The organism is Xanthomonas arboricola (assembly GCF_003353015.1).
GTDB classification, from domain to species: domain Bacteria; phylum Pseudomonadota; class Gammaproteobacteria; order Xanthomonadales; family Xanthomonadaceae; genus Xanthomonas; species Xanthomonas arboricola_E.
Map to the genome: position 1 here is coordinate 75,416 of NZ_QREM01000008.1, position 25,664 is coordinate 101,079.

Consider the following 25,664-nt stretch of genomic DNA (forward strand, 5'->3'; position numbering starts at 1 on the left):
CACGCGCCAGGCCTGCACCCCCTCCTGTGCGGCGTTCGCCCACCTGACAATTGCGCGCCAGGTGCCGCCAGCCGCCCCCGGTCGAGCTTGCCGAGCCCGCCGAGCCCGTCATCGTACCGGCCGGATCAACCCGCCCGGCCAGGGAGCCTCCGAACAGCCTGGCCTGCGTCGATGCGACCAGTGGCCAGCACGCAGAAGGCCCGCGCGATGCGGGCCTTCCGGAACGACACACAGGCTGACCGCCGATCAGAACGGGATATCGTCGTCGGCAAAGTCGTCCATCGGCGGTGCCGACTGCTGCTGGGCCGGCTGCTGACGACGCGGGGCGTAATCCTGACCGCCGCCCTGACCACCGCCGCCTTGCTGCTGGCGCGGCGCCTGGCTGCGCTGCGGACGATCACCGCCCATACCGCCGCCGCCACCTTCGCCACGGCCGCCGAGCATCTGCATCTCATTGGCGACGATGTCGGTGCTGTACTTCTCCACGCCGTCCTGGCCGGTGTACTTGTCGTAACGCAGCTCGCCTTCGACGTACACCTGTGAGCCCTTGCGCAGGTACTCGCCAGCGATCTCGCCCAACTTGCCGAAGAACACCACGCGGTGCCACTCGGTGCGCTCCTGGTTGTTGCCATCGCGGTCCTTGCGCACGCTGGTGGTGGCCAGGCTCACGCGCGTGATCGCCATGCCGGCTTGGGTGTACTTGGTGTCGGGATCGTTGCCGAGGTTGCCGACGAGGATGACTTTATTGATGCCGCGGGCCATAGATGCTTCCGAGATGGTGCGCCGGCGCCAATGGGCGCGGCGGTGAATGTCTTGGTGCCAATGTTACCGCACCTGCCCGCCCCCGGTGCCGGCGGATCCCCGCAGCGCCAGGCCGGGAAATGCCGCGCCGACCGGTCGGAATCCGGGCACTGCCGAACCTGCCCGACGCTGTCAGCGCAAGGGGTTGCACCCACCGTGAAGGCCGTCGGACACGACCGACGGGACGGATCTGGCCCAGACACCTATAATCGGCGCACATCACGAACGCCTGCGCATGACCATCGCCGAAGACCTCCCCACCGTGCTGGGCCTGCCCCAGATCCAGTCCCTCGCCGCGCCCGACATGGCCGCGGTCGACGCGCTGATCCGACGCCGTCTGGCCTCGGACGTCGTGCTGATCAACCAGATTGCCGATCACATCATCTCCGCCGGCGGCAAACGCCTGCGTCCGATGCTGGTGATGCTGGCCGGTCATGCCGCGGGCGGCTCCGGCCCGGAGCACCACCAGCTGGCGGCGATCATCGAGTTCATCCACACCTCCACCCTGTTGCACGACGACGTGGTGGACGAGTCGGACCTGCGCCGCGGGCGCAGCACCGCCAATGCGCTGTGGGGCAATGCGCCCAGCGTGCTGGTCGGTGATTTCCTTTATTCGCGCAGCTTCCAGTTGATGGTGGAGCTGGATCGCATGGAAGTCATGCAGATCCTGGCCGACACCACCAACCGCATCGCCGAAGGCGAGGTGCTGCAGCTGCTGCACGTGCATAACCCCGACACCGACGAAGCCGCCTATCTACGCGTGATCGAGCGCAAGACCGCGGTGCTGTTCGCCGCCGGCACCCGCCTGGGCGCGCTGGCCTCGGGCGCGGATGCGCAGGTGCAGCAGCGCCTGTACGACTACGGCATGCAGTTGGGCTTTGCCTTCCAGATTGCCGATGACGTGCTCGACTACGCCGCCGATGCCGCAGACCTGGGCAAGAACCTGGGCGACGACCTGGCCGAAGGCAAGGCGACCTTGCCGCTGATCCATGCCATGGCGCACTCGGATGCGGCCACCCGGGAACGCCTGCGGCAGATCGTCGAACAAGGCGATGCGAGCGCAATGCCCGAAGTGCTGGCGGCGATTCATGCCACCGGCGGCCTGGATTACAGCCGCCAGCGTGCCGCCGAATATGCCGCCGCCGCCGAACAGGCGCTGGACACGTTGCCGCCCAGCCCCGCAGTTGCCGCATTGCGCGGCCTGGCGCGGTATGCGGTGCAACGCACGCATTGATCCGGCGCGCTTCACGCGCCGGACGGGATTTGCGGTTCGGGATTGGGGATTCGCAACGGCTGCTCGGTCGCGCCTTTACGAATCCCGGCATTCGATCGCCCAGCGATGTTCAACGCAAGGCCCTGAGCACAAACTCACGGAAAGATTCGAAAGACGGGACCACGCTTTTGCGAATCCCGAATCACGAATCACCAATCCCGGCTACAAACCAAAGCGTTCGTCGAAGAAATCACCGAGCATGCGGTAGGCACGTGCCGCCGCACGCGGGTTGTACAGGCAGCCCGGCGGGCTGTTGGCATCGGCTTCGGCAAAGCAATGCACGGCCCCACTGAAGTTGACGAACTGCCAGTCCGCGCCGGCCGCATTCATCTCGGTTTCAAACGCGGCGACGTCCGCCTTGGTCACGCTCTTGTCGTCGGCGCCGTTGAGCACCAGCAGCGGTGTGTTGGCCGAACCGGCGGACGCCGGGCTGGGTGTGGCGATACCGCCGTGCAGGCTCACCACACCGGCCAGCTGCGCGCCGGCGCGCACCAGTTCCAGCACCGTGGTGCCGCCGAAGCAGAAACCCACCGCGCCGATCCGCGATGCATCCAGCGGTGCCTTGCCGGCCTGCGCCTTGAGCACGTCGACCGCTTTCAACGCGCGGGCACGCAGCGTGGCCGGATCCTTCTTCAGGGCACCGGCGAACTGCCCGGCCTCGCTGTCGTTGGCCGGACGCCTGCCCTTGCCGTAGACGTCGGCGACCAGCACCACGTACTTGTCGCCGGCCAGTTGCCTGGCCTTGGCGATCGCCGAATCGTTGACCCCGCGCCAGTTCGGCACCATCACCAGGCCCGGCCGCTTGGCGGCGCCGGCATCGTCGTAGACCAGCACGCCGCTATAGCTGTCCTTGCCGACCGTCCATTCCAGCGGCTTGGCCTGCATCGCGGCCACCGCTGGAAAGGCCAACGATGCCAACACGCCGAACAGACCTACACCGCTCCACGACCATTGCTTGTGCATGCGCTTGCTCCCGGGATTTGCGCGAGTGTAGGCCCGGCCGGCGTGCAGGATTGGTCGCGGCGCACGGACGCGCCTACCAGTGGCTGCGCTGCCCGACCGGCATTGGTCTGCGGCATGCCCGACTTGCCCAGCTGGATTGGCCTGCGATGACGTGGAGCGACGACCAGCATGTAGCGAGCAGTCGTCGGGCGGGTGGGCATGGCGCGCTCACGACCGGAGCGTACGACCGTCACAGGCCGCAGCGTGCACCGGCCGCGTCCGCCTGGTGGGGAGTGCACTGGTTCCGTTCGCTGCCCTTACCGGCCGGAGGCCTTACTGCACACCCAGCCCCGGGATGGCGCTGATCGCCGCCGGGTCGAATCCGGCCAGCTGCGCAAAATGGCGGCCGCGCGCGACATAGTCGCTATACGCGCCGAAGCTCGGTGCGCCCGGCGACAGCAGCACCACGCCGCCCTGCCCGCCCAGCGCCTCGCGTGCCAGCTGCATCGCGTGCTCCAGGTCCACCGCGGCGTGCAGGCCAAAGCGACCACGCTTGGCCAGCGGGGCCAGCAAGGCGTGGATCCGCGGCCCGTTCGCGCCCATGGTGACGATTTCCAGCGGTGCCCGCTGCGCCATCTGTTCGGCAAACTCCTGCCAGTCCAGCCCGCGGTCGTGCCCACCCACCAGCAAGGCCACGCGCCGCTGCGCAAAGCAGGCCAGCGCCGCCAGCGAGGCATGCGGGGTGGTGCTGATCGAGTCGTTGACGTAGCTGATGCCGTCCACGCTGCCGAGCAGTTGCAGGCGGTTCGGCAACGGGCGGAAGCTCGCTGCGGCCGGCGCCAGTGCCGCAGCGTCCAGGCCCAGGGCCTCCACCGCAGCCAGCACCGCGCACAGGTTGCGCCGATTGTGTTCGCCGGGCAGCGGCACGTTGGCGGTATCGAACACGGCCTGCTCGCCGCGATACACCACATCGCCGCGCAGGTGCCAGCCATCGGGATGGTTGAACCAGCGCACGTCGCTGTCGGGCAGCTGCAGCTGGGTCAGCTGCGGATCGGCCGCGTTGAGCAAGGCGATGCGCGGGCGGCCTTCGGTCACCAGCGCCAGCTTGTCGCGCACATAGCGCGCTTCATCGCCATGCCAGTCCAGATGTTCCGGAAACAGGTTCAACACCAGCGCCAACTCGGGACGCGCGCCGCTGCGCCCGACCTCGCCGGTCTGGTAGCTGGACAATTCGATCGCCCAATACGCAGGCGGGGGTTGCGGTGCCAGCACTTCCAGCAAGGGCTGGCCGATGTTGCCGACCAGCGCGGTGCGATGCCCGGCCGCACGCAACAGATGCGCCAGCAGCGCGGTGGTGGTGCTCTTGCCCTTGGTGCCGGTGACGCAGATGGCGCCCGGCACCACGCCGTCTGGCTGCGCATGTTCGGCAAACCACAATGCGGTGCCGCCGATGAATTGCGTGCCGTGCACGGTGGCGGCGGTGTGCGCCTCGGGGCGATACGGGCTGATGCCGGGCGACTTGACCACCACCTCGAACCGGCCCAGCGCCTGCGCGCCGGCCTCGGTTTCCACCTGCAACGCAGCGTCGGCCAGCGCATCGAGCTCGCGCGCCTCTTCGGCGTTGCAGAACACCGTCAGCGATTGGCTGGGCAACCGGGCGCGCAAGGCGCGATACGCCGCACGCCCTTCGCGCCCCCAGCCCCATAACGCAACCGCCTTGCCCTCAAGCTGCGAAATTCGCACGCACGCGCTCCCACAGCGCCGACGGAATCCGGTGCTCGCCGTCGATCGCCAGCAACGGCTCCAGCTGCAGTTCCTGCTGGTCCAGCTGCGGCTGGATCTCGCGGATGAAACGCAGCACCAGCGCGTCCTCCTTCCATTCGGCACGGCTGGCCAGCACCGCCATCGCCGCGCGCGATTCGCGGCCTTCGCCGACGCATTCGAACGGCTTGTGGTCCTGGAATTCCAGCAGCGCATCGTAGCCGCCGGCCTGGCTTGCATCGTCGAGCAGATTGCGTCCGAAGATCTTGACCAGGCGCGTCTTGGGCATGAACGGTGCCAACGCCAGGAACACGAAATGGCACTTCGGGCAGACCCCGCACCAGCGGTGCACCGGGCGTTCGCCCATGATGTGGAAGTTGCGGTTGCAGCTGGAAAAATGCGCGTCGTAGTGGTCGGTCCTGGCGAACTGGCGCGCCACCGCCAGCTCCGACAACGGCCGCAGCAACGAGTAATAGCGCAGGTCGGCCGCCACATGCCGCTGCACGTAGTCGCCGAATGCCTGCTCGAACGCCCAGCCCTTGGACCACTGGTGATTGACCTCGCCGGTGCCGGGAATCTGGCTGCCGTAACTGGCCGAACGCTCGTTGGAAAACACCACCTGGTCCACGCCATTGAGCAGGGCCGACAGCACCAGGATGGCCGAATTCACCGCGGTGACCGGGATATGCCCGTTCCACGCGCCCTGGCGATTGAGCTCGAACAATTCCGGGGCCAGCACGCGGCCGATATTGAGCACCGGCAGGCCGGTGCGCTCGGCGCAGGCACGGATCAGCTGCGAGCCGCCGATCCAGCTGACGGTCTGCTCCACGCCGGCGTGGCGCAGGGCCTCGATGCTGACCAGCGAATCCTTGCCGCCGCCGATCGCCACCAGCGCATGCTCGCGCAGGCCCAGCGCCGGCGCATCGGCAGGTGCCGGTGCGGCCACCGGAAAGCGGATCCTGCCGTGCAGGTTCAGGCCATTGCGATAGGCGAACTCGCCCAGGCCATGCAGGTAGACGCTTTCCACCAGCGCAGCGGTATCCGCATCGATGGCGTAATCGTCGATCTGGATGGCCGGCGGTACCGCCGCCTTGAAATAGCTGACGCCGGCGATGAGGTGCAGCAGGCGCAGCGCCTGTTGCACCGCAGCGGCATGCGCGCCGTCCAGCACGAAGGGCGCGCCCGGCACCGCGACGGTCTCGACCAGTTCCGGCCCCTGGTCGAAGGCATACACCAGCGTCGCCACGCCGGTCTGTGCGTCGAGTGCGCAACGCACGAAACGGAAGGTGGAGATCTGGTGTTTGTCGAAAGCGCTCATGGACTACCTGCAGGAACACGTACGCGACGCAGATAACGCCGGCACAGGACATATTCAATCATGGAAAACGGCACCGCGGCCCACAGCAGCGGCAGGCAGCCGAACAGCATCGCCAGCAGCAGCACATCCAGGCGTGCGGCCGTCGCATCGCCGGACACCGCGAAGGCGACTGCGAGATACAGCGCCACCACCGGCACGTAACTCAGCGCGCTCAACAACACCGTGCGCACCGCCATCCCGCCACTGCGACGCGCCGCAGCCCGCGCATCGCGTCGACCTTGCCAACGCCCGGCCAGCCATGCGCCGATACCGGCGGCGACCAACGCGGGCAGCACCCATTTGAAGGTGTCGCTCCACGGCATGGCAAAGCCCAGTTGCTGGAGCGCGGTGGCGAACACCATCGCGCCGCCACCGGCCAGCGTGCTGAGCGCAATGAACTCAGCCTGCGGGCGCATCGATCACCTCTTCGCGCGGCAATTCGCGCTGGTTGTAGGTGCTGGCCATCGAGTAGCCGTAGGCACCGGCATCGGCCACCAGCATCACATCGCCCGGCGCGGTGGCGGCCGGCAGACGACGGCGCTTGCCGAACACGTCGGAGGATTCGCAGATCGGCCCGACGATATCGAAGCTGCCATCGGCGGGCGCGTCGAGCCGGCTGAGGTTTTCGATGTCGTGCCAGGCGTCGTACAAGGCAGGGCGAATCAGTGTGTTCATGCCCGCATCCAGGCCCACGCGCTGCACACCATCCTTTTCGATCACCTGGGTCACCTGCGCCAGCAGCACGCCGGCTTCGGCCACCAGGTAGCGGCCCGGCTCGATCGCCAGGCGATAGCCCGGATGCACCGCCTTGACCTCGGCCAGGCCCTTGGCCCACAGCTCCAGGTCGAACGGCTCGTCTTCGGCGCTGTACGGAATCGGCAGGCCGCCACCGATGTCGATGGTCTCCACCGTGCCGATGCGGCGCGCAAAGCCGGCCAGTTCGTCGTACATCATCCGCCAGTGTTCGCCGGTCTCCACACCGCTGCCCAGGTGCGCATGCACGCCGGTGATGGTGACCTCCAACGTGCGCGCCACTTCCACGAACTCATCCACCCGCGTGGACGACAACCCGAACTTGGACGCCTTGCCGCCGGTATTGACCTTCTCGTGGTGCCCGTCGCCATGCCCCAGGTCGATGCGCAGCCACACGTTGCGGCCGCGGAACACCTCCGGCCAGCACTGCAATGCTTCGACGTTGTCCACGGTGACGGTCACGCCCAGCGCGAAGCCGGCTTCGTACTCGGCCTTGGGCGCGAAGCTCGGCGTGAACAGCACGCGCCGCGGCGACAGCTCGGGCAAGGTATCGAACACGCGGCGCAGTTCGCCGTGGGAGACGCATTCCAGGCCGAAGCCGGCCTGTTCCAGCGCCATCAGGATCGCCGGATGCGCGTTGGCCTTGATTGCGTAGTAGCGCTGGTCCACTGCGGCAATCTGCGCCAATGCCTGCGCACGCGCACGCACGGTCGGCAGGTGATACGCGTAACGCGGCGTGCCGGCCCTGGAGAGCGAGAGCAGATGCGCACGCTCGGCATGCCACCACGGCGTGGGCCGCGGGCGCACCGAACCGATGATCTGCCGCCAGCGCGGACCGAACACCTCGCCTTCGCTCACCGGCATCGCGCCACTGTCGATCAATTCCGCATGCAGGATCGGCAGCAGGCCATCGGCATCGGCTTCATCGATGACGAAGGTCAGGTTCAAGTCGTTGGATGACTGCGAAATCATGTGCACGCGTTCCTGCCCGAACGTGGCCCACACATCGGAGAGCTTGTGCAGCAGCGAGCGCATGCCGCGCCCGACCAGGGTGATCGCCGCGCAGGGAACAATGATCTTGACCTTGCAGATCTGCGACAGATCGGCCGACAACGCCGCCAGCACGTCGGTGTTGACCAGGTTCTCGCTCGGGTCCAGCGACACGGTGACATTGGTTTCGGCCGAACCGATCAGGTCCACCGACAGGCCGTGCTTCTTGAACAGCGTAAACACATCGGCCAGAAAGCCGACCTGCTGCCACATGCCGATGCCTTCCATCGACACCAGCACGATGCCGTTGCGGCGACTGATCGCCTTGACGCCCGGTACCGGCTCGGCGTTGCCGTCGATGCTGGTGCCGGGCAGATCCGGGCGCTCGGTATCCAGGATCGCCATCGGCACGCCGGAATCGCGGCAGGGCTTGATCGAACGCGGGTGCAGCACCTTGGCGCCGGTGGTGGCGATTTCCTGCGCCTCGTAATAGTCCAGGCGGGTCAGCAGCCGCGCGTCCGGCACGTCCTTCGGGTTGGCGCTGAACATGCCGGGCACGTCGGTCCAGATCTCCACCCGGCTGGCGCCGAGCAACGCACCGAAGTACGCCGCCGAGGTATCCGAACCGCCACGCCCCAGGATCGCGGTGCCGCCATCGGCGTGTCGCGAAATGAAGCCCTGGGTGATCAACAGGCGCGTGGGCTGCGCAGCGAAACGCGCACGCCAGTCGGCGTCGGACTGCCATTGGCAGGACACCGACAGGCGCCTGGACCATTCGCTCTGATTGGGCTGCGGCGGCAGCGCCGACAGCCACTGGCGCGCATCCAGCCAGCCCATGTCCAGGCCGCTGGCATGCAGGTACGCCGCACCGATGGTGGAAGACAGCAACTCGCCCTGCCCCAGTACCTCGGCCTGCCAATCGAGCGTGCGCGTGGCCGCGCGCGCGTCGGCAACCAGGGCGTGCAAGGCGGCCAGGCGCTCGCCGAGGACCGCATCGGCATCCAGCTCCAGCTCGGCCAGGAACTGGCGATGACGCTGCTCCAGCGCGGCCACGCGCTGCGCGCTGTCGGCGGCGCCATCGGCGATCGCGGTGAGTTCGTTGGTCACGCCCGACAATGCAGACACCACCACCAGCACACGGCCACCGGTTTCCTCGGCCCGTTTGCCCGCCAGTTTTCCAATCGTGTCCCAGCGATGACGACGCGACACCGAGGTGCCGCCGAACTTGAGGACGATCCAACGATCGGTAGAGTGGGGAGCTGACATGGAGATAGGCGTTTAGGATGAGGGGGAAAACGCCCGGTACGCCGGGCGGAACCTCCGATTCTACTGCCAATGTCGCCTGCATGACCCCGGGTGCGGTCACAGCATGCCGGCAGCCGCTTCCATCACCGCAACGGTTTGCGCTGCAACCATCCACGCGCCTTCCATCGATCGAGATCCATGCCCCATGAGCAAGCACCGCTACCTGCAACTGGATGTCTTCGGCGGCCAGCACGGCAACGGCAATCCGTTGGGCGTGGTGCTCGACGCGCAGGCGTTGTCGTCCGCGCAGATGCAGCAGATCGCCGCGTGGCTGAACCTGTCGGAGACGATCTTTTTCCTGCCGGTCAGCGCGCCCGATGCGGATTACCACATCCGCATCTTCACCCCGCGCGCCGAGTTGCCGTTTGCCGGCCACCCCAGCGTCGGCGCCGCATGGGCGGCGGCAACCCACGGGCTGGTGGCGTTCAAGCCGGACGGCCGGATGCGCCAGCAATGTGCGGCGGGCGTGCTGCCGGTGCAGGTGATCGAGCGGCATGGCGCCCTGCTGGTGCGGCTGCAGGCACCGCGCGCGCAAGCGATCGAGACCGGCACGATCCCTGCTGCGGCGTTGCACGAGGCCTGCGCGGGTCTGCGCGTGGCCGACCAGCCGGCCGCCCTCTGGAACAACGGCCCCGGCTGGTGGCTGCTGGAACTGGCCGACGCGCAGGCGGTACGCCAGGCGATGCCCGATCTGGCTGCGATCACCCGCCTGACCCAGGCCAGCGCCGCCACCGGCCTGGCCATCTACGCGGCGCAGGCCGATGGCGACGCGGACCTGGTGGTGCGCGCCTTCTGCCCCGGCGACGGCATTGCGGAAGACCCGGTCACCGGCAGCGCCAACGCCTGCATTGCCGCGCGCCTGCACGGCCAGGGCCGCGTGCCGGGCGAGGCGTCGCGCTACGTCGCCAGCCAGGGCCGCGAGGTCGGCCGCGACGGCCGTGTCCACGTGGAGGTGGACCACCAAGGCGAGGTCTGGATCGGCGGAACGACCAGGCAAGTGATCGAAGGCCGTATCGATTGGTAAGCTGCCGCGCCCTGTTCGCGGAACCGCCACCATGACCACCCGCCGTTTCCTGCAACTGGATGTGTTCTCCGCCCGCCCCGGCAGTGGCAACCCGCTGGCGGTGGTGCTGGATGCCGAAGGCCTGGACGATGCCGCGATGCAGGCCATCGCACGCTGGACCAAGCTGCCGGAAACCACCTTCGTGTTTGCGGCGCCGGATGCGCACAGCAGCTACCGGCTGCGGATGTTTTCGCCGCAAAAGGAAGTGCCGTTTGCCGGCCACCCCAGCGTGGGCACCGCCCATGCGGTGCTGGAGGCCGGCCTGGCCGCGCCCGACGACGGCGTGCTGATCCAGGACGGCATCGCCGGCCAGCTGCCGCTGCGCGTGGAGCAGATCGCAGGTCACCGCAGCATCGCCATCCGCACCCCGCGCGCGCGCGTGGCCGAGCAGGTGCAGGCGGACGATCCGCGCCTGCGCGATGCATTGCGCGGCTGGCCCCTCGGCGGACTGCCGCCCGCGTTGATGGACGGCGGGCGCACCTGGTGGGTGGTGGAACTGGCCAGTGAAGCGGCACTGCGCGGCCTGCAGCCGGATTGGGACGCGATCGCCGCGCTGGCCGAATCCACCGGCAGCATGGGCGTGTTCGCCTACGCCCGCGCCGCAGCGCCCGGTGCCTACGAGCTGGCGGTGCGCGCCTTCGTCGGCAATGGCCGGCGCTTCGAAGACGCCGCCTCCGGCGCGGCCAACGCGGTGCTCGCCGCCTGGCTGGACAGTCGCAACGCACTGCCGGGCAGGGAACGCCGTTATGTGGTCAGCCAGGGCCGCGAGATCGGCTTCGACGCCCTGCTGGAACTGCGCATCGATGCGGAGGGCGATGTATGGTCCGGCGGCCAGGTGCAGACGGTGATTCGCGGCACGCTGGATTGGGCGTGATCGCGCCAGATCCTGCGGGCTGGACCATGCCTGCGCCGGAACGAAAAACGCTGCGGTCTCCCGCAGCGTTTTCCTCGTTCAAGCGGCCGATGGCGATCACCTGAGCACGGCGCGCTACCGCACCGGTCAGTCGGGACGCACGTCCACGCGCACGCGGATGCGGTCGCCCGGGTTGTAGTCGCTACGCGTGTGGTAGGTGCGGCCGGCGTATTCGTACGTCACGTCGTAGCCATCGACACGATCGCGCTCGCGGCGGTAGGACACCGGCTCGCAGACGCTGACATTGCCCTGGTAGTTGCGGTTGTTGGCTTCGTAGATCGAGCGGCCCGCCGCGACGCCGGCCATGGTGCCGACCGCCGTACCGACCAGACGGCCATTGCCGCCACCGACCTGGCTGCCCAGTACCGCACCGGCGATGCCGCCGATCACGCTGGCCACCCCGCGATTGGATACGCCGGCCTGGCCGTAGCTGCCGCCATCGCGGTAATAGCCATCGTTGCTGGTGTAGTAGCCGTCGGCCGGGCGGTTGTAGCAGCGTTCGCTGCTGCGCTCGTTGTACGCATCGGTCACGATGATCGGGTCCACGCGCACCACCCGCGCGTATTCGTAGCGACCATCCTCGTAGTTGCCACGTCCGTTGTAGCCGCTGTCATAGCGCTGCGCGGTTGCATTGCCTGCAACGGCCAGACCCACCACCAGAGCACCAAGCACGAGAGTTTTCATTGCAGCAGCTTCACAGGGAGGACACGCAGCCGATGCTCGGCCTGCGCCAGTGAAACCGCCCTGAACCGAACCGCCCCTGCAAAGCCCTATTCAGGTCGCCGCCAGCTGCGTGCGCCGGCAAGCATCGCCGGCGCACGCACAGGGGTCACGCCTGGTTGGAAAACTCGCTTTCCAGGCTGATCGGCACCGCGCTCAGCGCCTTGGACACCGGGCAGTTCTTCTTCGCGGTGTCGGCCAGTTCGCGGAACTTGGCTTCGTCGATCCCCGGCACCACGGCGCTCAGCTTGAGGCGGATCTGCGACAGCTGCGGGCCGCCTTCCATCGACAGGTCCACGTCTGCACGCGTCTCCAGCGAGGTGGGCGGAAAACCGGCTTCGCTCAGCTGCGCCGACAATGCCATGGTGAAGCAGCCGGCGTGCGCGGCGGCGATCAGTTCTTCCGGGTTGGTGCCCTTCTCGTCGCCGAAGCGGCTGTTGAAGGCGTAGCGCGTCTTGTCCATCAGCCCGCTCTGCGGCGTGCTGAGCTGGCCCTTGCCGGTCTTGAGGTCGCCTTCCCAGTGAGCGGTGGCGTGACGTGAAATACCCATTGCGATCTCCTGCGATGAAAGGAGCGGCCACGATAGGCGAGTGGATGTTATGGCGTGGTGGCTGGATTCGGGAATCGGGAATCGGGAATCGGGAATCGGGAATCGTAAGAGCAGGCTGCGCGTGCGTTCTGATGGCAAGGGCTGTGCGAGCGTCTGCGCGAAGACGCTCGGCCGGCGGCGACCGCGACCGCATTGCGGGTCTGCGGTCGCGTTGCTGCGCTCGCTCAGCCGAGCAGGGTTTCCAGTACGGCCATGCGTACCGCCACGCCGTTGGCGACCTGGCGCAGCACGCACGATTGCGCGCCATCGGCGACTTCGTCGGTGATTTCCACGCCACGGTTGATCGGGCCCGGATGCAGCACGGCGGCATCACGGCCGGCGCGTGCCAGGCGCTCGCGAGTGAGTCCGTAGTCGGCATGGTACTGCTCCAGCGACGGCACCAGGCCTTCTTCCATGCGCTCGCGCTGCAGGCGCAGCATCATCAAGGCGTCGGCACCGTCCAGCATGGCGTCGAAGTCCTGGCCGACCACGCAGCCGTCCAGCATGGCGTCGTCGGGCAGCAGGCTGGCCGGACCGCAGACGCGGATCTCGCCGGCACCCAGCGTGCGCAGCGCATGCAGGTCCGAACGCGCCACGCGCGAATGCTTCACGTCGCCGACGATCACCACCTTGAGCCTGGAGAAATCGGTGCCCTTGGCCTGGCGCAGGGTCAGCATGTCCAGCAGGCCCTGGGTGGGATGCGCACTGCGCCCGTCACCGGCATTGATCAAGGCGGTGCCCTCGCCTGCAGCTGCGGCCAGCGCTTCCACCGCACCGTCGTCGGGATGGCGCACCACGAAGCCGCGCACGCCCATCGCCTCGAGGTTCTTCAAGGTGTCGCGCGCGGTCTCGCCCTTGCGGGTCGAGGAGGTCGAGGCATCGAAGTTGAGCACATCCGCGCCCAGCCGCTGTGCAGCCAGGTGGAACGAGCTGCGCGTGCGCGTGGACGGTTCAAAGAACAGCGTGCACACCGCGGTGCCGGCGAGCACGCTGCGCTTGCCTACGCGCCCCACCGCCGCGTCGCGGATCTGGCCGGCGCGATCGAGCAGTTGCAGCAGCGTGGCGCGCGGCAGTCCTTCCAGGGTGAGCAGGTGGCGCAGGCGTCCGTCCGAATCGAGTTGCATGGTGGTCATCGCAGGTCGGGAGTGTCAGGGGAGAAGGGTGGCTTGGTCGGGCGCGGCCAACCAGCGTTCGACGATCACCGCGGCCGCCATCGCGTCCAGCGCCTCGGCATCGCGGCGGCGCTTGCGCCCGTCGGCGCGCTCGCGCGCGAAACGCTGCGCAGCTTCGACCGAACTGGAGCGCTCGTCGATCAGTACCACCGGCAGCGCATAGCGCTCGCGCAGTTGGCGGGCGAAGGCGTGCGCGCGCTTGCGTGCGGGTTGATCCTTGTCGTCCAGGGTCAACGGGTCGCCGACCACCAGGCCGTTCGGCCGCCATTCCTTGTGCACGCGGTCCAGCACGACCCAGTCCGGGCCATTCGCATGCACAGGGATGACCGCCACTGCACGCGCACCGGCGCCCAATGCGGTACCGACCGCCACGCCGATCCGGCGCGACCCCACGTCGAAGCCCAGCACCGTGCCGTCGGGGCGGATCGCGCCCGCCTCAGGCATGCCCGGAATAATCCGTCAGCCGGAACAGATCCACGCCGATGCGCCCGGCAGCGGTCTGCCAGCGATCTTCCAGCGCGGTGGCGAACAGCACATTGGCGTCCGACGGCGCGGTCAGCCAGCTGTTTTCGCCCAGTTCGAATTCCAGTTGCCCCGCGCCCCAGCCGGCACAGCCCAGCGCCACCAGCGCATTGCGCGGGCCTTCGCCGGCGGCCATGGCTTCGAGAATGTCGCGCGAGGTGGTCAGGTACACGCCCTGCCCCACTTCCAGGCTGGAATCCCAGTCACGCGCATCGTCGTGGATGACGAAACCGCGCTCCGGGTGCACCGGTCCGCCGCTGAGCACGATCTGCTCGCGCAGGTGCTCGTCGACGGTGTCGATGCCCATCTGCGACAGGACCTCGCCCAGCGTGTACTCGGAGGGCCGGTTGACCAGCACGCCCATGGCGCCGTTCTCGTCGTGCTGGCAGATCAGCGCGACGCTGCGCGAAAAGGTGGGATCGGACAGCGCCGGGAGCGCGATCAGCAGTTGGTTGGCCAGAGGCGTGGGCAAAACGGACATGGCCGCATTCTAGCCGTTCGCTTCGCCGCGCGCAGAGCCGCTGCCATCCTTGCTGCACCCTGGCGGCATCGGACTGCCCAGGCTGCCCACCGAAACTGCCGAGGCTGCCCACCGACATCGTCCCCGCAGGCGCCACCGATGGCACCCGGCAGCAAGGCCCGGCACATCCAGATGGCTGCCTGCGGCGTAGCGCGAACATGCAGGCTGCGCCATGCTGCGATCGCGCTGCTCGTGGTCCTGCAGTGGATGCGTCCACGCATGCATCGCTGCGCGGCCGCTAAGCTCGGGCGCCGGATTGCCGGCCGCTGCGCCGGCCCCGGTCCAGCGACAACCGGTCCACCCACAACAGGTCTCCCATGAGCGGCTATTGCAGCATCGCCCCAGGCCATCCGGTCCACGGGCACTACCACGACCACGAATACGGCTTTCCGCAGCGCGAGGAGCACGAGCTGTTCGAGCGCCTGGTGCTGGAAATCAATCAGGCCGGGCTGAGCTGGGAAACCATCCTGCGCAAGCGCGGCAACTTCCAGCGCGCCTACGACGGCTTCGACGTGGACACGGTGGCGGCCTACGGCGAGCGCGATATCGCACGGCTGCTCGGCGATGCCGGCATCATCCGCAACCGCTTGAAAGTGCTGGCGGCCATCCACAATGCGCAGGTCATCCAGCAGCTGCGCGCCACCCACGGCAGTTTCGCGCAATGGCTGGACGCGCAGCACCCGCTCGACAAGGCCGCCTGGGTCACGCTGTTCAAGAAGACCTTCCGCTTCACCGGCGGCGAGATCACCGGCGAATTCCTGATGAGCCTGGGCTACCTGCCCGGCGCGCATCACGCCGATTGCCCGGTGCATGCGCGCATCCAGGCGTTGTCGCCGCCGTGGATGCACCACGGCAAGCCCTAGCGGCAGGCCCGCGATTGCAGGCCGGCAGGCAGTTGCACGGCGCCAGGGCGCAGCGGCGATGCAGCGCTGCTGTATCGGCGTGAGACGCGCCGCTGCCGATCGCAGCGGCACCGACGGCATCCGACGAGGCGCCGGATCACACGCCCATGTAGCGATGCGGCCGGTGATTGAACATCAGCACCAGGCTCAGCATCAACGCACCCAGCGCCGAGTACAGCACCTTGTCCGGCGTCAGGATGCCGAAGGCGACCAGCATCAGCATCGCATCGAAACTCATCTGCACCTTGCCGGCGCTCCAGCCGCGCTCGCGCTGCAGGTACACCGCCAGGATGCCGATGCCGCCCAGGCTGCCGCGATGGCGGATGAAGAACAGGATGCCCAGGCCCGCCAGCGCGCCGCCGACGACGGCCGAAAACAGCGTACTGACATGCGCGTAGTCGGCCCAGCGCGGCATCAGGTCGGTGAGCGCGCCGCAGGCGCCGACCGCGGCAAAGGTCTTCAGGGTGAACTCCCAGCCCATGCGGCGCACGCTCAGCCAGTAGAACGGCAGGTTGACCAGCACGAACACCAGGCCGAAATTCCAGTGCAGCGCGTAATGCAGCAGGAATGCCACGCCGGCCATGCCGCCGATCATCAGCCCGCCCTTGGCGAAGAGCGCCAGGCCCAGCGAGGCCACCAGCGTCGCCAGCACCATGCCTTGCACGTCCTCGGCCACCGAGTGGTGAAACGCGTGATCGTCGGCCGCGGTGCCGGCCGAATCCGGGGGCGGCGTCAACGGACCGGACGTCATCACTGTGCCGTCGTCGGGCAACGGCTGTTGCTCCGGACGGAGGTCGGAATCGGGAAGGCTCACGGGCTGGGGCACTGCGGTGGGGTGCGGATATTAGACACTATCGGCCCGCCTGGTTACATCTGAAACATCACCCCGGTCCGGCGTTGCGACGTCGCGCGTTCATCGACCGCGGCAAGGCCTGCCACCGGCATCGCGCAGCAACACGCTGCCTGCAGCAAGCTGCGTCGACTGCGGCCCGGACCACCCCGCTCGCTGCACACTGCACGCTGCGGCCATCGGCCATGGCTTGCAGCGCACCTGCGAACGCTCAGCGAACCTCGGCGATCTCCACGCCATCCAGCCCCTGGGCCAGGGTCTTGGCATCGCCGCCCTGCGAAAGCTTGATGCGCAGGCGCACCTCGTTCTGCGAGTCGGCGTAGCGCAGCGCGTCTTCGTAGCTGATCTCGCCGGCCTGGTACAGCTCGAACAGGCTCTGGTCGAAGGTGCGCATGCCCAGGTTGGTGGACTCCTTCATGATCTCCTTGAGCTTGTGGATCTCGCCGTCGCGGATGTAGTCCTGCACCAGCGGCGTGCCCAGCATGATCTCCATCGCCACGCGCCGGCCGCGCCCGTCCGGGGTCGGGATCAACTGCTGCGCGACCACGCCCTTGAGATTGAGCGACAGGTCCATCAGCAGCTGGCCACGCCGGTCTTCCGGAAAGAAATTGATGATGCGGTCCATCGCCTGGTTGGCGTTGTTGGCGTGCAGGGTGCACAGCACCAGATGGCCGGTTTCGGCGAAGGCCACGGCGTGATCCATGCCTTCGCGGGTGCGCACCTCGCCGATCATGATCACGTCCGGCGCCTGGCGCAGGGTGTTCTTCAGCGCATTTTCCCAGCTGTCGGTATCGATGCCGACTTCGCGCTGGGTGATGATGCAGCCCTCGTGCTTGTGCACGAATTCGATCGGGTCTTCGATGGTGATGATGTGCCCGGTGGAATTCTGGTTGCGGTAACCGATCATCGCCGCCAGCGAGGTGGACTTGCCGGTCCCGGTGGCGCCGACGAAGATGATGATGCCGCGCTTGGTCATCGCCAGCGTCTTGATCACCGGCGGCAGGCTCAGTTCTTCCACCGTGGGGATGCGCGTCTCGATCCGGCGCAGCACCATGCCGACCTGGTTGCGCTGGTAGAAGCAGCTCACGCGAAAGCGCCCGACCCCGGACACGCCGATGGCGAAATTGCACTCGTGGGTCTTCTCGAATTCTTCGCGCTGCGACGGCGTCATCACGTTCAACACCAGGTCGCGGCTCTGCTGCGCGGTCAGCGGCGTCTGGGTGATCGGACTGATCTTGCCGTGCACCTTGATCGCCGGCGGCATCCCCGAGGTGATGAACAGATCCGACGCCTTCTGGTGCGCCATCAGCTTGAGGAAGGAGGTGAAGTCGATGGTGCTCATGGCGTGCTCCTCGGGAGCAGGGATTCGGGAGTGGAGATTCGGGATTCGCAAGAGCGGGGTCCGGTCCGGGAGCCGCCGTTGCGAATCCCAAATGCCGAATCCCGAATCCCGGCTACTCGAAGATCCGCTTGTCCTTGGCGTACTCGCGCGCCTGGTTGCGCGTGATCAGGCTGCGCTTGACCAGGTCCTGCAGGTGCTGGTCCAGCGTCTGCATGCCGTATTGCTGGCCGGTCTGGATCGACGAATACATCTGCGCCACCTTGTCCTCGCGGATCAGGTTACGGATGGCCGGGGTGCCGACCATGATTTCCCAGGCCGCGGTGCGTCCGCCGCCGACCTTCTTCAGCAGCGCCTGCGAAATCACCGCACGCAGCGACTCGGACAGCATCGAGCGCACCATCGGCTTTTCGCCGGCCGGGAACACGTCGATGATGCGGTCGATGGTCTTGGCCGCCGAGCTGGTGTGCAGGGTGCCGAACACCAGGTGGCCGGTTTCGGCGGCGGTCAGCGCCAGGCGGATGGTTTCCAGGTCGCGCAATTCGCCGACCAGGATGATGTCCGGATCTTCGCGCAGCGCCGAGCGCAGCGCCTCGTTGAAGCCGTGCGTATCGCGGTGCACTTCGCGCTGGTTGATCAGGCACTTCTGCGAGGTATGCACGAATTCGATCGGATCCTCGACGGTGAGGATGTGGCCGTATTCGTTCTTGTTGATGTAGTCGATCATGCCGGCCAGCGTGGTCGACTTGCCCGACCCGGTCGGGCCGGTGACCAGGATCAGGCCCTGCGGCTGGTCGATCAACTGGCGGAAGATCGGCGGGCAGCCCAGGTCTTCCAGCGTCAGCACTTCGGAGGGAATGGTGCGGAACACCGCACCGGCGCCGCGGTTCTGGTTGAACGCATTGACGCGGAAGCGCGCCAGCGAGGGAATCTCGAACGAGAAGTCGACCTCGAGGAATTCCTCGTAATCGCGCCGCTGCTTGTCCGACATGATGTCGTAGACCAGCGCGTGCACCTGCTTGTGGTCCAGGGCCGGAATATTGATGCGACGGACATCGCCATCGACACGGATCATCGGCGGCAGGCCGGCCGACAGATGCAGGTCCGATGCCTTGTTCTTGACGGAAAACGCCAATAGTTCAGCGATATCCATGCGCTGCTTTTCCCCTAGGCTGCGATTGGAAGGTACTCCCCAAGCGGCAGTATAGCGTTCTGGCTGCCAGCGGGAAGCGGCGCACGGCCGGTTCAGGCCGCCATCGTCGGGCGTGCCTGAAGGCGTTGGTTTGGCGGCTGCGCTGCGGGCAGGGCGCTGGCCCGGGCCAGCTCCGGCATCGACTGTCGGCGACCCGCGCATGTGGCCCGGCCCGGCACTTCCGTGCGCTACCGCAGCGTCATCGGCCGGCCCGATTCGGCAACCCGGCTGGAAGGACGCTGCCGGGGGCGGCACTATAGCGTTCCTTTCCCGCCTGGATTGCCACGTGCCGGCTTCGTCGCTGCCGCAGATTCTCGATGCCATCCACGCTGCCGCCGCGCGACACGCGCGTGCCGATGTGCGCCTGCTGGCGGTGTCCAAGACCCGGCCGGCGGACGCGGTTGCCGCGCTGGCGGCGCAGGGCCAGCGCGCATTCGGCGAAAACTATGTGCAGGAAGCGCACGCCAAGATTGTCCAGCTGCAGACGCTGGGTCTGGAGTGGCATCTGATCGGCCACCTGCAATCCAACAAGGCCGAGCTGGCCAGCCAGTGCTTCGACTGGGTGCAGACCGTGGACCGCGCCAAGCTGATCGCACCGCTGGCCAGGCACCGCCCGGCCGGGCGTGCGCCGTTGAACGTGCTGATCCAGGTCAATATCGACGACGAGGACAGCAAGCACGGCTGCGCACCGGAGGTGGTCGACGGCCTGGCCGCGGCCATCGCGCTGCAACCGCAGCTGCAATTACGCGGCCTGATGGCGATCCCCGCGCCGTTTCCCGAGCAGGCGCGCCGCATGGTGGCGTTTACCCGCATGCAGGCACTGTTCGAAGACCTCAAGCGCCGCTACCCGCAAGTGGATACCTTGTCGATGGGCATGAGCTCGGATTTTGCCGAAGCGATCGCGGCCGGCGCGACCATGGTGCGGGTCGGGACTGCCTTGTTCGGCGAACGCGCTGCGTCGGCTGCCGCAGCGTCCTGAGCGCCTTTTCCGCCCGGCCCCGCGCAGCGTCGCTGCTGCCTCTTATCCCCACTGCTCCCTCTTATCCAAGGTGTCGCAATGACTCTGCCCTCCGCCCCCATGCCCTCGCCCGCCACAGCGCTCATCGCATTCGTCGGCGGCGGCAACATGGCGCGCAGCCTGATTGCCGGGCTGATCCGGCAGGGCGTGCCCGCTGCCAGCATCCGCGTCGCCGAGCCGGTGGCCGAGCTGCGCGATGCGCTGTCGCGCGACTTCGGCGTGCATGCCGTGGAGCAGGCGCGTAGCGCGGTGGACGGCGCACGCAGCTGGGTGTTGGCGGTCAAGCCGCAGGTGCTGCCAACGGTATGCGCGCAGCTGGCCGATCTTGCGCAGGCACAGCAGCCGCTGCTGCTGTCCATCGCCGCCGGCATCACCGCGCCGCAGCTGGAGCGCTGGTTCGGCGGCCACCTGGCGGTGGTGCGCGCAATGCCCAATACGCCCGCGCTGCTCGGTGCCGGCGTCACCGGGCTGTACGCCAATCCACGCGTGTCCGACGCGCAACGTGCGCAGGCAACCAGCTTGCTCGAAAGCGCCGGCGTCACCGTCTGGATCGACGACGAGGCGCAGATGGACGCAGTCACCGCGGTCTCCGGCAGTGGACCGGCCTATGTGTTCCTGCTGGCCGAAGCGATGGAGGCCGCCGCGCGCGCGCAAGGCCTGCCAGCGGAGACCGCGCGCACGCTGGTGCTGCAGACCCTGCTCGGTGCCTCGCGCATGCTGACCGAATCGGGCGAAGCACCGGAGCTGCTCCGCCGCCGGGTGACCTCGCCCAACGGCACCACGCAGGCGGCAATCGAGACATTCCAGGCCGGGCAATTCGAAGCGCTCACCGCCAAGGCGATCGCCGCAGCGACCGAGCGCGGCCGCAGCCTGTCGGCGGCCAACGATTAGTCGCAGCGAGCGCGCGTCTTCGGGCGCAGCGATGTTTCGCAGCGGCCGGCACGCGCGGGCGTGCTGCAACGAGTGCGCCTTGGCATCGTGACGACCCGCAGCGCGTCGCTGCCGCTCGCGTACAAAACCCCGGCACACGCTGGGGGTACAGGTCGGCAGGAACGCGACCGCTGCGGATCGGGATCGAGGCACGGCGCCGAAACCTGCTGCCACAACCGGCGACGCCAGACGCATCCCGCCGGTACGCCCACGCAACCACAGCTGATCGCGGCAGCGAACGCCACCGCCGGCAGCAGGCGTTGACCAGCACTCGATGCCGAACACAGCGTATAAACGCACACATGCCTTCGCGCAAACGATCTGCTGCTATGCGTCAGATACCGCATCGGCTTGCGCGTCGCAGCCGCTTCGGCAGCCCGTTGGCGGAGGGTTTCTGTCACCGGTGAACGAATCCCCGTCAAAAGACGCTTTTTTTCGGTTGTTTCATCGTTTACCTATTGGCGGCGCGCAGCAGTTGCCCTACATTTCGCGTTGCCGACCGGGTCGGCAGACCCAACACCACCAACGAATACGGAACGTATACCTCATGGCAAAAACCGCCGCTAAGAAGGCTGCCCCCAAGAAGGCAGTGAAAAAGGTCGCTGCGACCAAGACCGCAAAGCCGGCCAAGGCCGCTGCTGCCAAGTCCGCTGCGCCGAAGCCGATCAAGGAAGCGCTGAGCAAGACCGGCCTGGTCGCGCACATTGCCGAATCCACCCAGCTGGCTCCGAAGGATGTCCGCGCCGTGCTGGCTTCGCTGGAAGCCACCGCACATGCTTCGCTGAGCAAGAAGGGCGCTGGCAGCTTCACCCTGCCGGGCATGCTCAAGATCACCTCGGTCAACGTGCCGGCCAAGCCGAAGCGCAAGGGCATCAACCCCTTCACCAAGGAAGAGCAGATCTTTGCCGCCAAGCCTGCGACCTGCAAGCTGAAGATTCGTTCGCTGAAGAAGTTGAAGGACGCCGCGCTCTAATCGAGCACGCATCCGGCGTCACCAAGGCGGCCTGCGGGCCGTCTTTTTTTTGCGGCGCGCGTGACCGCCAATGCCGTTACCCACATGCCGCTCATCGGCGCTTGCCTACCCTGCACCCTGATGCTCAGCGCAGCAGGTGCATGTGACCGACCCAGCGTTCCCCCGCTCATCCACACCGCCGCCATCGGCACCTCGCAGCCCTGCACGCCGCCTGCGCCGGCTGCTGGTGTCGATCGCGCTGCTGTGCATCCTGGGTGTCGCTGCGCGTTGGGCATGGCAGTTGCCGATTGCCGAACAACTGCGTACCAGCTGGGAGCTGTCGCGCATGCCGCCACCTGTGCAGCTACAAGTTCCGGTCCAAGGCGTGCAGGCGCGCCGCATCGCCGATACCTTCGGTGCACCGCGCGGTCGCGACCGACGTCATGCCGGCGTGGATATCTTCGCGCCGCGCGGCACGCCGGTGCTGTCCGCAACGCGTGGGGTGGTCAGTGCCATCCGCGATCAAGGCCTGGGCGGCAAACAGGTCTGGGTGCTCGGGCCGGCGATGGAACGCCATTACTACGCGCACCTGGACGATTGGGCCGCCGGCCTGGCCGTCGGCGATGTCGTCGAGCCCGGCACGCGGCTTGGCATGGTCGGCACCACCGGCAACGCGCGCGGCACGCCGCCGCATCTGCACTATGGGGTCTATGGGCGCAACGGTGCGTACGATCCGCTGCCGCTGCTGCGCAAACCCATGCCACAGCCGGCACAGTGAGTACGCTGGAACACTGCGTCATGGCCTGAGCTATCGAGGCCGTTGCCGGCTGCGCCTATGGTGGAGTCAGCCCAAGGAACGACGCCCCTCCATGTCCCGAAAACGCTATCGCATTACGGTCACGCCCATCGAGAGCGATGGCCGCCCCTGCAGCGATCGCTGCACCATCGAATTCGAACAGCGCTCGCGTGCGGACTGGATGCGGCTACTCGAGGAACTGCACCTGCGACGCGATCTGAGCAGCGACGAATGCGCGGCGCTGACCGTCGGCTCGCAACTGCTGGAAGACCTGGCCGCCCGCCCGCGCGCACGGCCAAGCGACGCGCTGGAAGCCCTGCGGCCGAAGCTGCAGTTGCTGCTGGAGCGCCTGCAGCGCGTGCAGCCGGCTCCCGGCAGCTGAGACCGCCCCCGCGGTGATCGCTACACTGCGCGCATCGGGGACAGGAGATGCGCCATGCGTGGGTTGGGGATCGTCATGTTTGCAGCGGCCATCGCCGGTTGCAGTTGTCATCGCGACGCGGACCAAGAAACCGACATCGCGGCGCCGCCTTCGCGAGCCGCAGCGGCGGCCAAGGCCCCGGGTGTTGCGATGGATGGCAACACACCTGGACGCCCCGCAATCGATGCCGCCCCTGACGATGCGCATGCACGCGCCAACTTCGCCAAAGCAAGCGCGACCGTGCAGCGTTATCTGGGCGCATTGCCAGGGGCCGCACGCGGCGATGCCGATGCCCTGTGGAGCGGCGGTCGCCCCGCCCCGGTGCCGGACGATGCGGCGCTGCGCGGTATCGGCAATATCCAGTCGATGCGTATCAACAACGACGCGCCCATCGCACTGGATCAGGAACAGCCCCCACGCCGGATCGAAGTGCCGGTGCAATTGATCGTGCGCACCGACACCGGCACCCAACGCCTGGTCGGCGCCTACCGGCTGCAGCCGCGCAGCGGCAGCGACGACTGGGAGATCTACTCGGCCACCCTGCACCCGGTATTGCGCTAACCCACGGTTCACCGGCACCGACTAAGGTGATCGCACCTGTTGCCGGAGTCACCCGATGAAACTGCGTTCGCTTACCGGATCCCTGCTTGCCCTGGCTCTGGCGCTACCGACGACCGGCGCGTGGGCGACCCCGCAGATCCAGGGGCATCAAATCAGCGTGCAGGGCAGCGACCTGCAGCAGTTCCTGGGGGGCCGCTTCCCGCAGACGCATGATGCGCTGGGCGGCCTGGTCGAGATGACGGTCAGCAATCCGGCGCTGTCGCTGCCGCCGGGCGACCGGCTCAAGATGGCCTTCGACCTGGCGCTCGCCACTGCCGGCGGCGCGCCTGCACCGGTCGGTAATGTGACTCTGACCAGTGCACTGCGCTACGACACGGCCAAGCAGGGCTTTTATCTCGATCAGCCCACCATCGATGACTTCCGCCCGGCCAACGCCGGCGCACGACTCGATCAAAGCACCCGCCAGCTGCTCAATGCCTGGCTGGCCGACTACGCGCGCAAGGAGCCGATCTATCGCATCGATCCGGCCATTGCGGCGGTGATGGGCAATGTGCAGGTGGAGTCGGTCGGCATCCAGAACGGCCGCGTCGCGGTCAATTTCAACCAGAACATCGAGCAACTGGTGCCGGCGGCCGCACTGTCCGGGAAGTAGGCCTTCGCACCAGGTGCGACGCAGGATGAAGGTCCGCCGTCTTGCAGCCGCGCCAACGCGCACAAACCAGTATCGGATCAAGACAAAGGCCCGGCGTCATCACGCCGGGCCTTTGCTTTCGTGCTGTCTACATCGCAACGAAGCGATCAGGCCGCCAGGGCCTTGGCCACTGCAGCAGTGAAGGCCGGGATATCGTCGGGCTTGCGGCTGGTGATCAGCGCCCCGTCAACGACGACCTCTGCATCCTGCCAGCGTGCACCGGCGTTGCGCAGGTCGGTCCTGACCGACGACCACGAGGTGACATCGCGGTCGCGCACCAGATCGCTCTCCACCAGCAGCCAGGGGCCGTGGCAGATTGCGGCGACCGGCTTGTCGGCGCTGGCAAAGGCCTGGATGAATGCGATCGCCTTGGCGTCGCCGCGCAGCGTATCGGGGTTGAGCACACCACCGGGCAGCACCAGCGCGTCGTAGGCATCGACCTTGGCCTGGTCCAGCCGTCGGTCCACCGGGACCGAATCGCCCCAGTCGGTCTTGTTCCAGGCGCGGATCTGCGCGGCGTCGCCGGGCGCGATCACATCGACCTTGGCGCCCCAGGATTCCAGCAGGCGCTTGGGCTCGATGAGCTCGGACTGTTCGAAACCATCGGTGGCCAGCACGGCGATGGTCTTGCCGGAGAGCGAATAAGACATGCGGGAACTCCTCGCTGAAAAGAAGTCCGCACGCTAGTCGCGCCGTTGTTGCACGTGAGTGAACCGATGTATGCGCCGCGTCAGTGCGGCAGCGGTACGCGAGTGCTCAGCGCTTGGGCTGCAGCATCGTGCCGGTGCAGTTCTTCGACCCGCAGCGGCATGCCCAGATCTTCTTCAGGCGCGGCGTATGCCGCTCGGCCAGCGTGATGCCGTAGTTGTAGGTGAGCTCTTCGCCGGCCTTGATCGCGCGCTTGGCCTCGATGAAGATCTTGTCCTTGCTGCGGTCGTCGCCTTCAGCCTCTTCGATCACCGCCTCGCAATTGGGACTGCAGCTGTGGTTGATCCAGCGCGCAACATTGCCTTCGTAGTTGGCATCCAGCACGTAGTCGTCGCTGAGCGTGAACAGGAAGGTGTGGCCGCTTTCGACATCCCCGGTGTCATCGGCATCCACTTCGGCGTGCGTGCGCAGGCGCCCCTTGTACTGGATGATGCGCTCGCCCTTGCGGAGCGCGGCGAGGGCGAACATGCCATTGCCGTGGATACGTGACTTGCGGGCGGCAACTTTGCGCGACATGAAGGGGTCCAGTGATGGGGCCGCTCATTGTGACTGCAGCGCGACGATGCGCCAAGCACAAGCGCACCGGTCCCTGCAACGGCTGCTGCTTGCCGGCGGCTGAACCG

At 67.4% G+C, this 25,664-nt stretch carries 27 protein-coding genes; 11 read left to right on the forward strand and 16 right to left on the reverse strand.

The genetic code is table 11. The features are described from left to right. Nucleotides 1-246 precede the first annotated feature (246 nt). A complete protein-coding gene (locus C0541_RS08255) occupies nt 247-762 on the reverse strand; it encodes a single-stranded DNA-binding protein (RefSeq protein WP_115047519.1) in 516 nt (171 codons plus the stop codon). 274 nt (nt 763-1,036) lie between these two features. On the opposite strand from C0541_RS08255, the gene C0541_RS08260 reads away from it, so the two are divergent. Beyond that, complete coding sequence (locus C0541_RS08260; protein WP_115047521.1) at nt 1,037-2,035, forward strand: polyprenyl synthetase family protein; 999 nt, start codon at nt 1,037-1,039, stop codon at nt 2,033-2,035. A gap of 201 nt (nt 2,036-2,236) precedes the next feature. Here the strand turns inward: C0541_RS08260 and C0541_RS08265 are convergent, their stop codons facing one another. The 5 genes from C0541_RS08265 to C0541_RS08285 all read right to left on the reverse strand — a co-directional run bounded on the left by C0541_RS08265 (nt 2,237) and on the right by C0541_RS08285 (nt 9,143). Beyond that, nucleotides 2,237-3,037 carry a dienelactone hydrolase family protein gene (locus C0541_RS08265; RefSeq protein ID WP_161959971.1) on the reverse strand — a complete coding sequence of 267 codons (801 nt, stop codon included), beginning with the start codon at nt 3,035-3,037 and terminating at the stop codon, nt 2,237-2,239. Between the two features lie 312 nt (nt 3,038-3,349). Continuing rightward, nucleotides 3,350-4,759 (reverse strand): UDP-N-acetylmuramoyl-L-alanine--D-glutamate ligase, encoded by a 1,410-nt coding sequence (murD, locus tag C0541_RS08270; protein WP_115047523.1) that lies wholly within the window; start codon nt 4,757-4,759, stop codon nt 3,350-3,352. Beyond that, nucleotides 4,740-6,095, reverse strand: coding sequence for a UDP-N-acetyl-alpha-D-muramoyl-L-alanyl-L-glutamate epimerase (murL, locus tag C0541_RS08275; RefSeq protein WP_115047525.1), 1,356 nt, complete (start codon nt 6,093-6,095; stop codon nt 4,740-4,742). The genes murD and murL overlap by 20 nt, the downstream gene beginning before the upstream one ends. Next, nucleotides 6,092-6,550, reverse strand: coding sequence for a hypothetical protein (locus C0541_RS08280; RefSeq protein WP_115047527.1), 459 nt, complete (start codon nt 6,548-6,550; stop codon nt 6,092-6,094). The genes murL and C0541_RS08280 overlap by 4 nt, the downstream gene beginning before the upstream one ends. Beyond that, entirely contained in the window at nt 6,534-9,143 is a 2,610-nt protein-coding gene (locus C0541_RS08285) for a bifunctional aspartate kinase/diaminopimelate decarboxylase (RefSeq protein WP_115047528.1), read from the reverse strand. The genes C0541_RS08280 and C0541_RS08285 overlap by 17 nt, the downstream gene beginning before the upstream one ends. A 184-nt stretch (nt 9,144-9,327) precedes the next feature. Between C0541_RS08285 and C0541_RS08290 the strand changes: the two genes are divergently transcribed. After that, complete coding sequence (locus C0541_RS08290; RefSeq protein ID WP_115047530.1) at nt 9,328-10,206, forward strand: PhzF family phenazine biosynthesis protein; 879 nt, start codon at nt 9,328-9,330, stop codon at nt 10,204-10,206. 31 nt (nt 10,207-10,237) lie between these two features. Then, a complete protein-coding gene (locus C0541_RS08295; RefSeq protein WP_115047532.1) occupies nt 10,238-11,119 on the forward strand; it encodes a PhzF family phenazine biosynthesis protein in 882 nt (293 codons plus the stop codon). A 126-nt stretch (nt 11,120-11,245) separates the two neighbouring features. Here C0541_RS08295 and C0541_RS08300 read toward each other — a convergent pair whose 3' ends face one another. From C0541_RS08300 to C0541_RS08325, 5 genes are all read right to left on the reverse strand, one after another. Then, nucleotides 11,246-11,842 (reverse strand): glycine zipper 2TM domain-containing protein, encoded by a 597-nt coding sequence (locus C0541_RS08300; RefSeq protein ID WP_161959972.1) that lies wholly within the window; start codon nt 11,840-11,842, stop codon nt 11,246-11,248. Nucleotides 11,843-11,987: 145 nt separating this feature from the next. Next, nucleotides 11,988-12,428, reverse strand: coding sequence for an OsmC family protein (locus tag C0541_RS08305; RefSeq protein WP_115047534.1), 441 nt, complete (start codon nt 12,426-12,428; stop codon nt 11,988-11,990). A gap of 224 nt (nt 12,429-12,652) precedes the next feature. Continuing rightward, a complete protein-coding gene (locus C0541_RS08315) occupies nt 12,653-13,600 on the reverse strand; it encodes an aspartate carbamoyltransferase catalytic subunit (RefSeq protein WP_115047538.1) in 948 nt (315 codons plus the stop codon). Between the two features lie 15 nt (nt 13,601-13,615). Further along, complete coding sequence (ruvX, locus tag C0541_RS08320) at nt 13,616-14,083, reverse strand: Holliday junction resolvase RuvX (protein WP_115047540.1); 468 nt, start codon at nt 14,081-14,083, stop codon at nt 13,616-13,618. Continuing rightward, on the reverse strand, nt 14,076-14,642 hold the full coding sequence (locus tag C0541_RS08325; protein ID WP_011051924.1) for a YqgE/AlgH family protein: 567 nt from the start codon (nt 14,640-14,642) through the stop codon (nt 14,076-14,078). The genes ruvX and C0541_RS08325 overlap by 8 nt, the downstream gene beginning before the upstream one ends. A 356-nt stretch (nt 14,643-14,998) precedes the next feature. Here C0541_RS08325 and C0541_RS08335 point away from each other — a divergent pair, with 356 nt between their 5' ends. Then, nucleotides 14,999-15,544, forward strand: coding sequence for a DNA-3-methyladenine glycosylase I (locus C0541_RS08335; protein WP_115047544.1), 546 nt, complete (start codon nt 14,999-15,001; stop codon nt 15,542-15,544). 136 nt (nt 15,545-15,680) lie between these two features. On the opposite strand, the gene C0541_RS08340 is transcribed toward C0541_RS08335, so the two are convergent. The 3 genes from C0541_RS08340 to C0541_RS08350 form a co-directional block, all read right to left on the reverse strand. After that, nucleotides 15,681-16,355 (reverse strand): YitT family protein, encoded by a 675-nt coding sequence (locus C0541_RS08340; protein ID WP_161960001.1) that lies wholly within the window; start codon nt 16,353-16,355, stop codon nt 15,681-15,683. A gap of 289 nt (nt 16,356-16,644) precedes the next feature. After that, complete coding sequence (locus C0541_RS08345) at nt 16,645-17,775, reverse strand: PilT/PilU family type 4a pilus ATPase (protein WP_115047546.1); 1,131 nt, start codon at nt 17,773-17,775, stop codon at nt 16,645-16,647. 112 nt (nt 17,776-17,887) lie between these two features. Continuing rightward, nucleotides 17,888-18,925 (reverse strand): type IV pilus twitching motility protein PilT, encoded by a 1,038-nt coding sequence (locus C0541_RS08350; RefSeq protein WP_003489919.1) that lies wholly within the window; start codon nt 18,923-18,925, stop codon nt 17,888-17,890. A gap of 325 nt (nt 18,926-19,250) precedes the next feature. Between C0541_RS08350 and C0541_RS08355 the strand changes: the two genes are divergently transcribed. The 7 genes from C0541_RS08355 (at nt 19,251) to C0541_RS08385 (ending at nt 24,294) form a co-directional block, all read left to right on the forward strand. Next, a complete protein-coding gene (locus tag C0541_RS08355) occupies nt 19,251-19,943 on the forward strand; it encodes a YggS family pyridoxal phosphate-dependent enzyme (RefSeq protein WP_115047548.1) in 693 nt (230 codons plus the stop codon). 78 nt (nt 19,944-20,021) lie between these two features. Further along, on the forward strand, nt 20,022-20,873 hold the full coding sequence (gene proC / locus C0541_RS08360; protein ID WP_115047550.1) for a pyrroline-5-carboxylate reductase: 852 nt from the start codon (nt 20,022-20,024) through the stop codon (nt 20,871-20,873). A gap of 586 nt (nt 20,874-21,459) precedes the next feature. Further along, on the forward strand, nt 21,460-21,885 hold the full coding sequence (locus C0541_RS08365) for an HU family DNA-binding protein (protein ID WP_115047552.1): 426 nt from the start codon (nt 21,460-21,462) through the stop codon (nt 21,883-21,885). Nucleotides 21,886-22,021: 136 nt separating this feature from the next. Further along, complete coding sequence (locus C0541_RS08370; RefSeq protein ID WP_161959973.1) at nt 22,022-22,642, forward strand: M23 family metallopeptidase; 621 nt, start codon at nt 22,022-22,024, stop codon at nt 22,640-22,642. A gap of 91 nt (nt 22,643-22,733) precedes the next feature. Further along, a complete protein-coding gene (locus tag C0541_RS08375; protein ID WP_115047554.1) occupies nt 22,734-23,042 on the forward strand; it encodes a DUF3861 domain-containing protein in 309 nt (102 codons plus the stop codon). Nucleotides 23,043-23,231: 189 nt separating this feature from the next. Then, nucleotides 23,232-23,642, forward strand: a complete 411-nt coding sequence (locus C0541_RS08380; protein WP_238601289.1) for a hypothetical protein — start codon at nt 23,232-23,234, stop codon at nt 23,640-23,642. A 55-nt stretch (nt 23,643-23,697) separates the two neighbouring features. Further along, the gene (locus C0541_RS08385) at nt 23,698-24,294 is read left to right on the forward strand and encodes a DUF1439 domain-containing protein (RefSeq protein ID WP_115047556.1); all 597 of its coding nucleotides are present in this window, start codon (nt 23,698-23,700) and stop codon (nt 24,292-24,294) included. A gap of 146 nt (nt 24,295-24,440) precedes the next feature. Here the strand turns inward: C0541_RS08385 and C0541_RS08390 are convergent, their stop codons facing one another. Together C0541_RS08390 and C0541_RS08395 are read right to left on the reverse strand one after the other, a co-directional pair. Beyond that, the gene (locus C0541_RS08390; RefSeq protein WP_115047558.1) at nt 24,441-24,983 is read right to left on the reverse strand and encodes a type 1 glutamine amidotransferase domain-containing protein; all 543 of its coding nucleotides are present in this window, start codon (nt 24,981-24,983) and stop codon (nt 24,441-24,443) included. 106 nt (nt 24,984-25,089) lie between these two features. Beyond that, the gene (locus C0541_RS08395) at nt 25,090-25,557 is read right to left on the reverse strand and encodes an SET domain-containing protein (protein ID WP_115047560.1); all 468 of its coding nucleotides are present in this window, start codon (nt 25,555-25,557) and stop codon (nt 25,090-25,092) included. Nucleotides 25,558-25,664 lie beyond the last annotated feature (107 nt).

Excerpts from the sequence above, each read along its gene's own strand:
- C0541_RS08350 (WP_003489919.1), bottom strand. The coding sequence starts at position 18,925 with ATGGATATCGCTGAACTATTGGCGTTTTCCGTCAAGAACAAGGCATCG.
- C0541_RS08335 (WP_115047544.1), top strand. The coding sequence starts at position 14,999 with ATGAGCGGCTATTGCAGCATCGCCCCAGGCCATCCGGTCCACGGGCAC.
- C0541_RS08255 (WP_115047519.1), bottom strand. The coding sequence starts at position 762 with ATGGCCCGCGGCATCAATAAAGTCATCCTCGTCGGCAACCTCGGCAAC.
- murL (WP_115047525.1), bottom strand. The coding sequence starts at position 6,095 with ATGAGCGCTTTCGACAAACACCAGATCTCCACCTTCCGTTTCGTGCGT.
- C0541_RS08385 (WP_115047556.1), top strand. The coding sequence starts at position 23,698 with ATGAAACTGCGTTCGCTTACCGGATCCCTGCTTGCCCTGGCTCTGGCG.
- C0541_RS08380 (WP_238601289.1), top strand. The coding sequence starts at position 23,232 with ATGGATGGCAACACACCTGGACGCCCCGCAATCGATGCCGCCCCTGAC.
- C0541_RS08290 (WP_115047530.1), top strand. The coding sequence starts at position 9,328 with ATGAGCAAGCACCGCTACCTGCAACTGGATGTCTTCGGCGGCCAGCAC.
- C0541_RS08285 (WP_115047528.1), bottom strand. The coding sequence starts at position 9,143 with ATGTCAGCTCCCCACTCTACCGATCGTTGGATCGTCCTCAAGTTCGGC.
- C0541_RS08315 (WP_115047538.1), bottom strand. The coding sequence starts at position 13,600 with ATGACCACCATGCAACTCGATTCGGACGGACGCCTGCGCCACCTGCTC.
- proC (WP_115047550.1), top strand. The coding sequence starts at position 20,022 with ATGACTCTGCCCTCCGCCCCCATGCCCTCGCCCGCCACAGCGCTCATC.
- C0541_RS08305 (WP_115047534.1), bottom strand. The coding sequence starts at position 12,428 with ATGGGTATTTCACGTCACGCCACCGCTCACTGGGAAGGCGACCTCAAG.
- C0541_RS08300 (WP_161959972.1), bottom strand. The coding sequence starts at position 11,842 with ATGAAAACTCTCGTGCTTGGTGCTCTGGTGGTGGGTCTGGCCGTTGCA.
- C0541_RS08375 (WP_115047554.1), top strand. The coding sequence starts at position 22,734 with ATGTCCCGAAAACGCTATCGCATTACGGTCACGCCCATCGAGAGCGAT.
- C0541_RS08280 (WP_115047527.1), bottom strand. The coding sequence starts at position 6,550 with ATGCGCCCGCAGGCTGAGTTCATTGCGCTCAGCACGCTGGCCGGTGGC.
- ruvX (WP_115047540.1), bottom strand. The coding sequence starts at position 14,083 with ATGCCTGAGGCGGGCGCGATCCGCCCCGACGGCACGGTGCTGGGCTTC.
- C0541_RS08390 (WP_115047558.1), bottom strand. The coding sequence starts at position 24,983 with ATGTCTTATTCGCTCTCCGGCAAGACCATCGCCGTGCTGGCCACCGAT.
- C0541_RS08260 (WP_115047521.1), top strand. The coding sequence starts at position 1,037 with ATGACCATCGCCGAAGACCTCCCCACCGTGCTGGGCCTGCCCCAGATC.
- C0541_RS08345 (WP_115047546.1), bottom strand. The coding sequence starts at position 17,775 with ATGAGCACCATCGACTTCACCTCCTTCCTCAAGCTGATGGCGCACCAG.
- C0541_RS08325 (WP_011051924.1), bottom strand. The coding sequence starts at position 14,642 with ATGTCCGTTTTGCCCACGCCTCTGGCCAACCAACTGCTGATCGCGCTC.
- C0541_RS08295 (WP_115047532.1), top strand. The coding sequence starts at position 10,238 with ATGACCACCCGCCGTTTCCTGCAACTGGATGTGTTCTCCGCCCGCCCC.
- C0541_RS08365 (WP_115047552.1), top strand. The coding sequence starts at position 21,460 with ATGGCAAAAACCGCCGCTAAGAAGGCTGCCCCCAAGAAGGCAGTGAAA.
- C0541_RS08265 (WP_161959971.1), bottom strand. The coding sequence starts at position 3,037 with ATGCACAAGCAATGGTCGTGGAGCGGTGTAGGTCTGTTCGGCGTGTTG.
- C0541_RS08395 (WP_115047560.1), bottom strand. The coding sequence starts at position 25,557 with ATGTCGCGCAAAGTTGCCGCCCGCAAGTCACGTATCCACGGCAATGGC.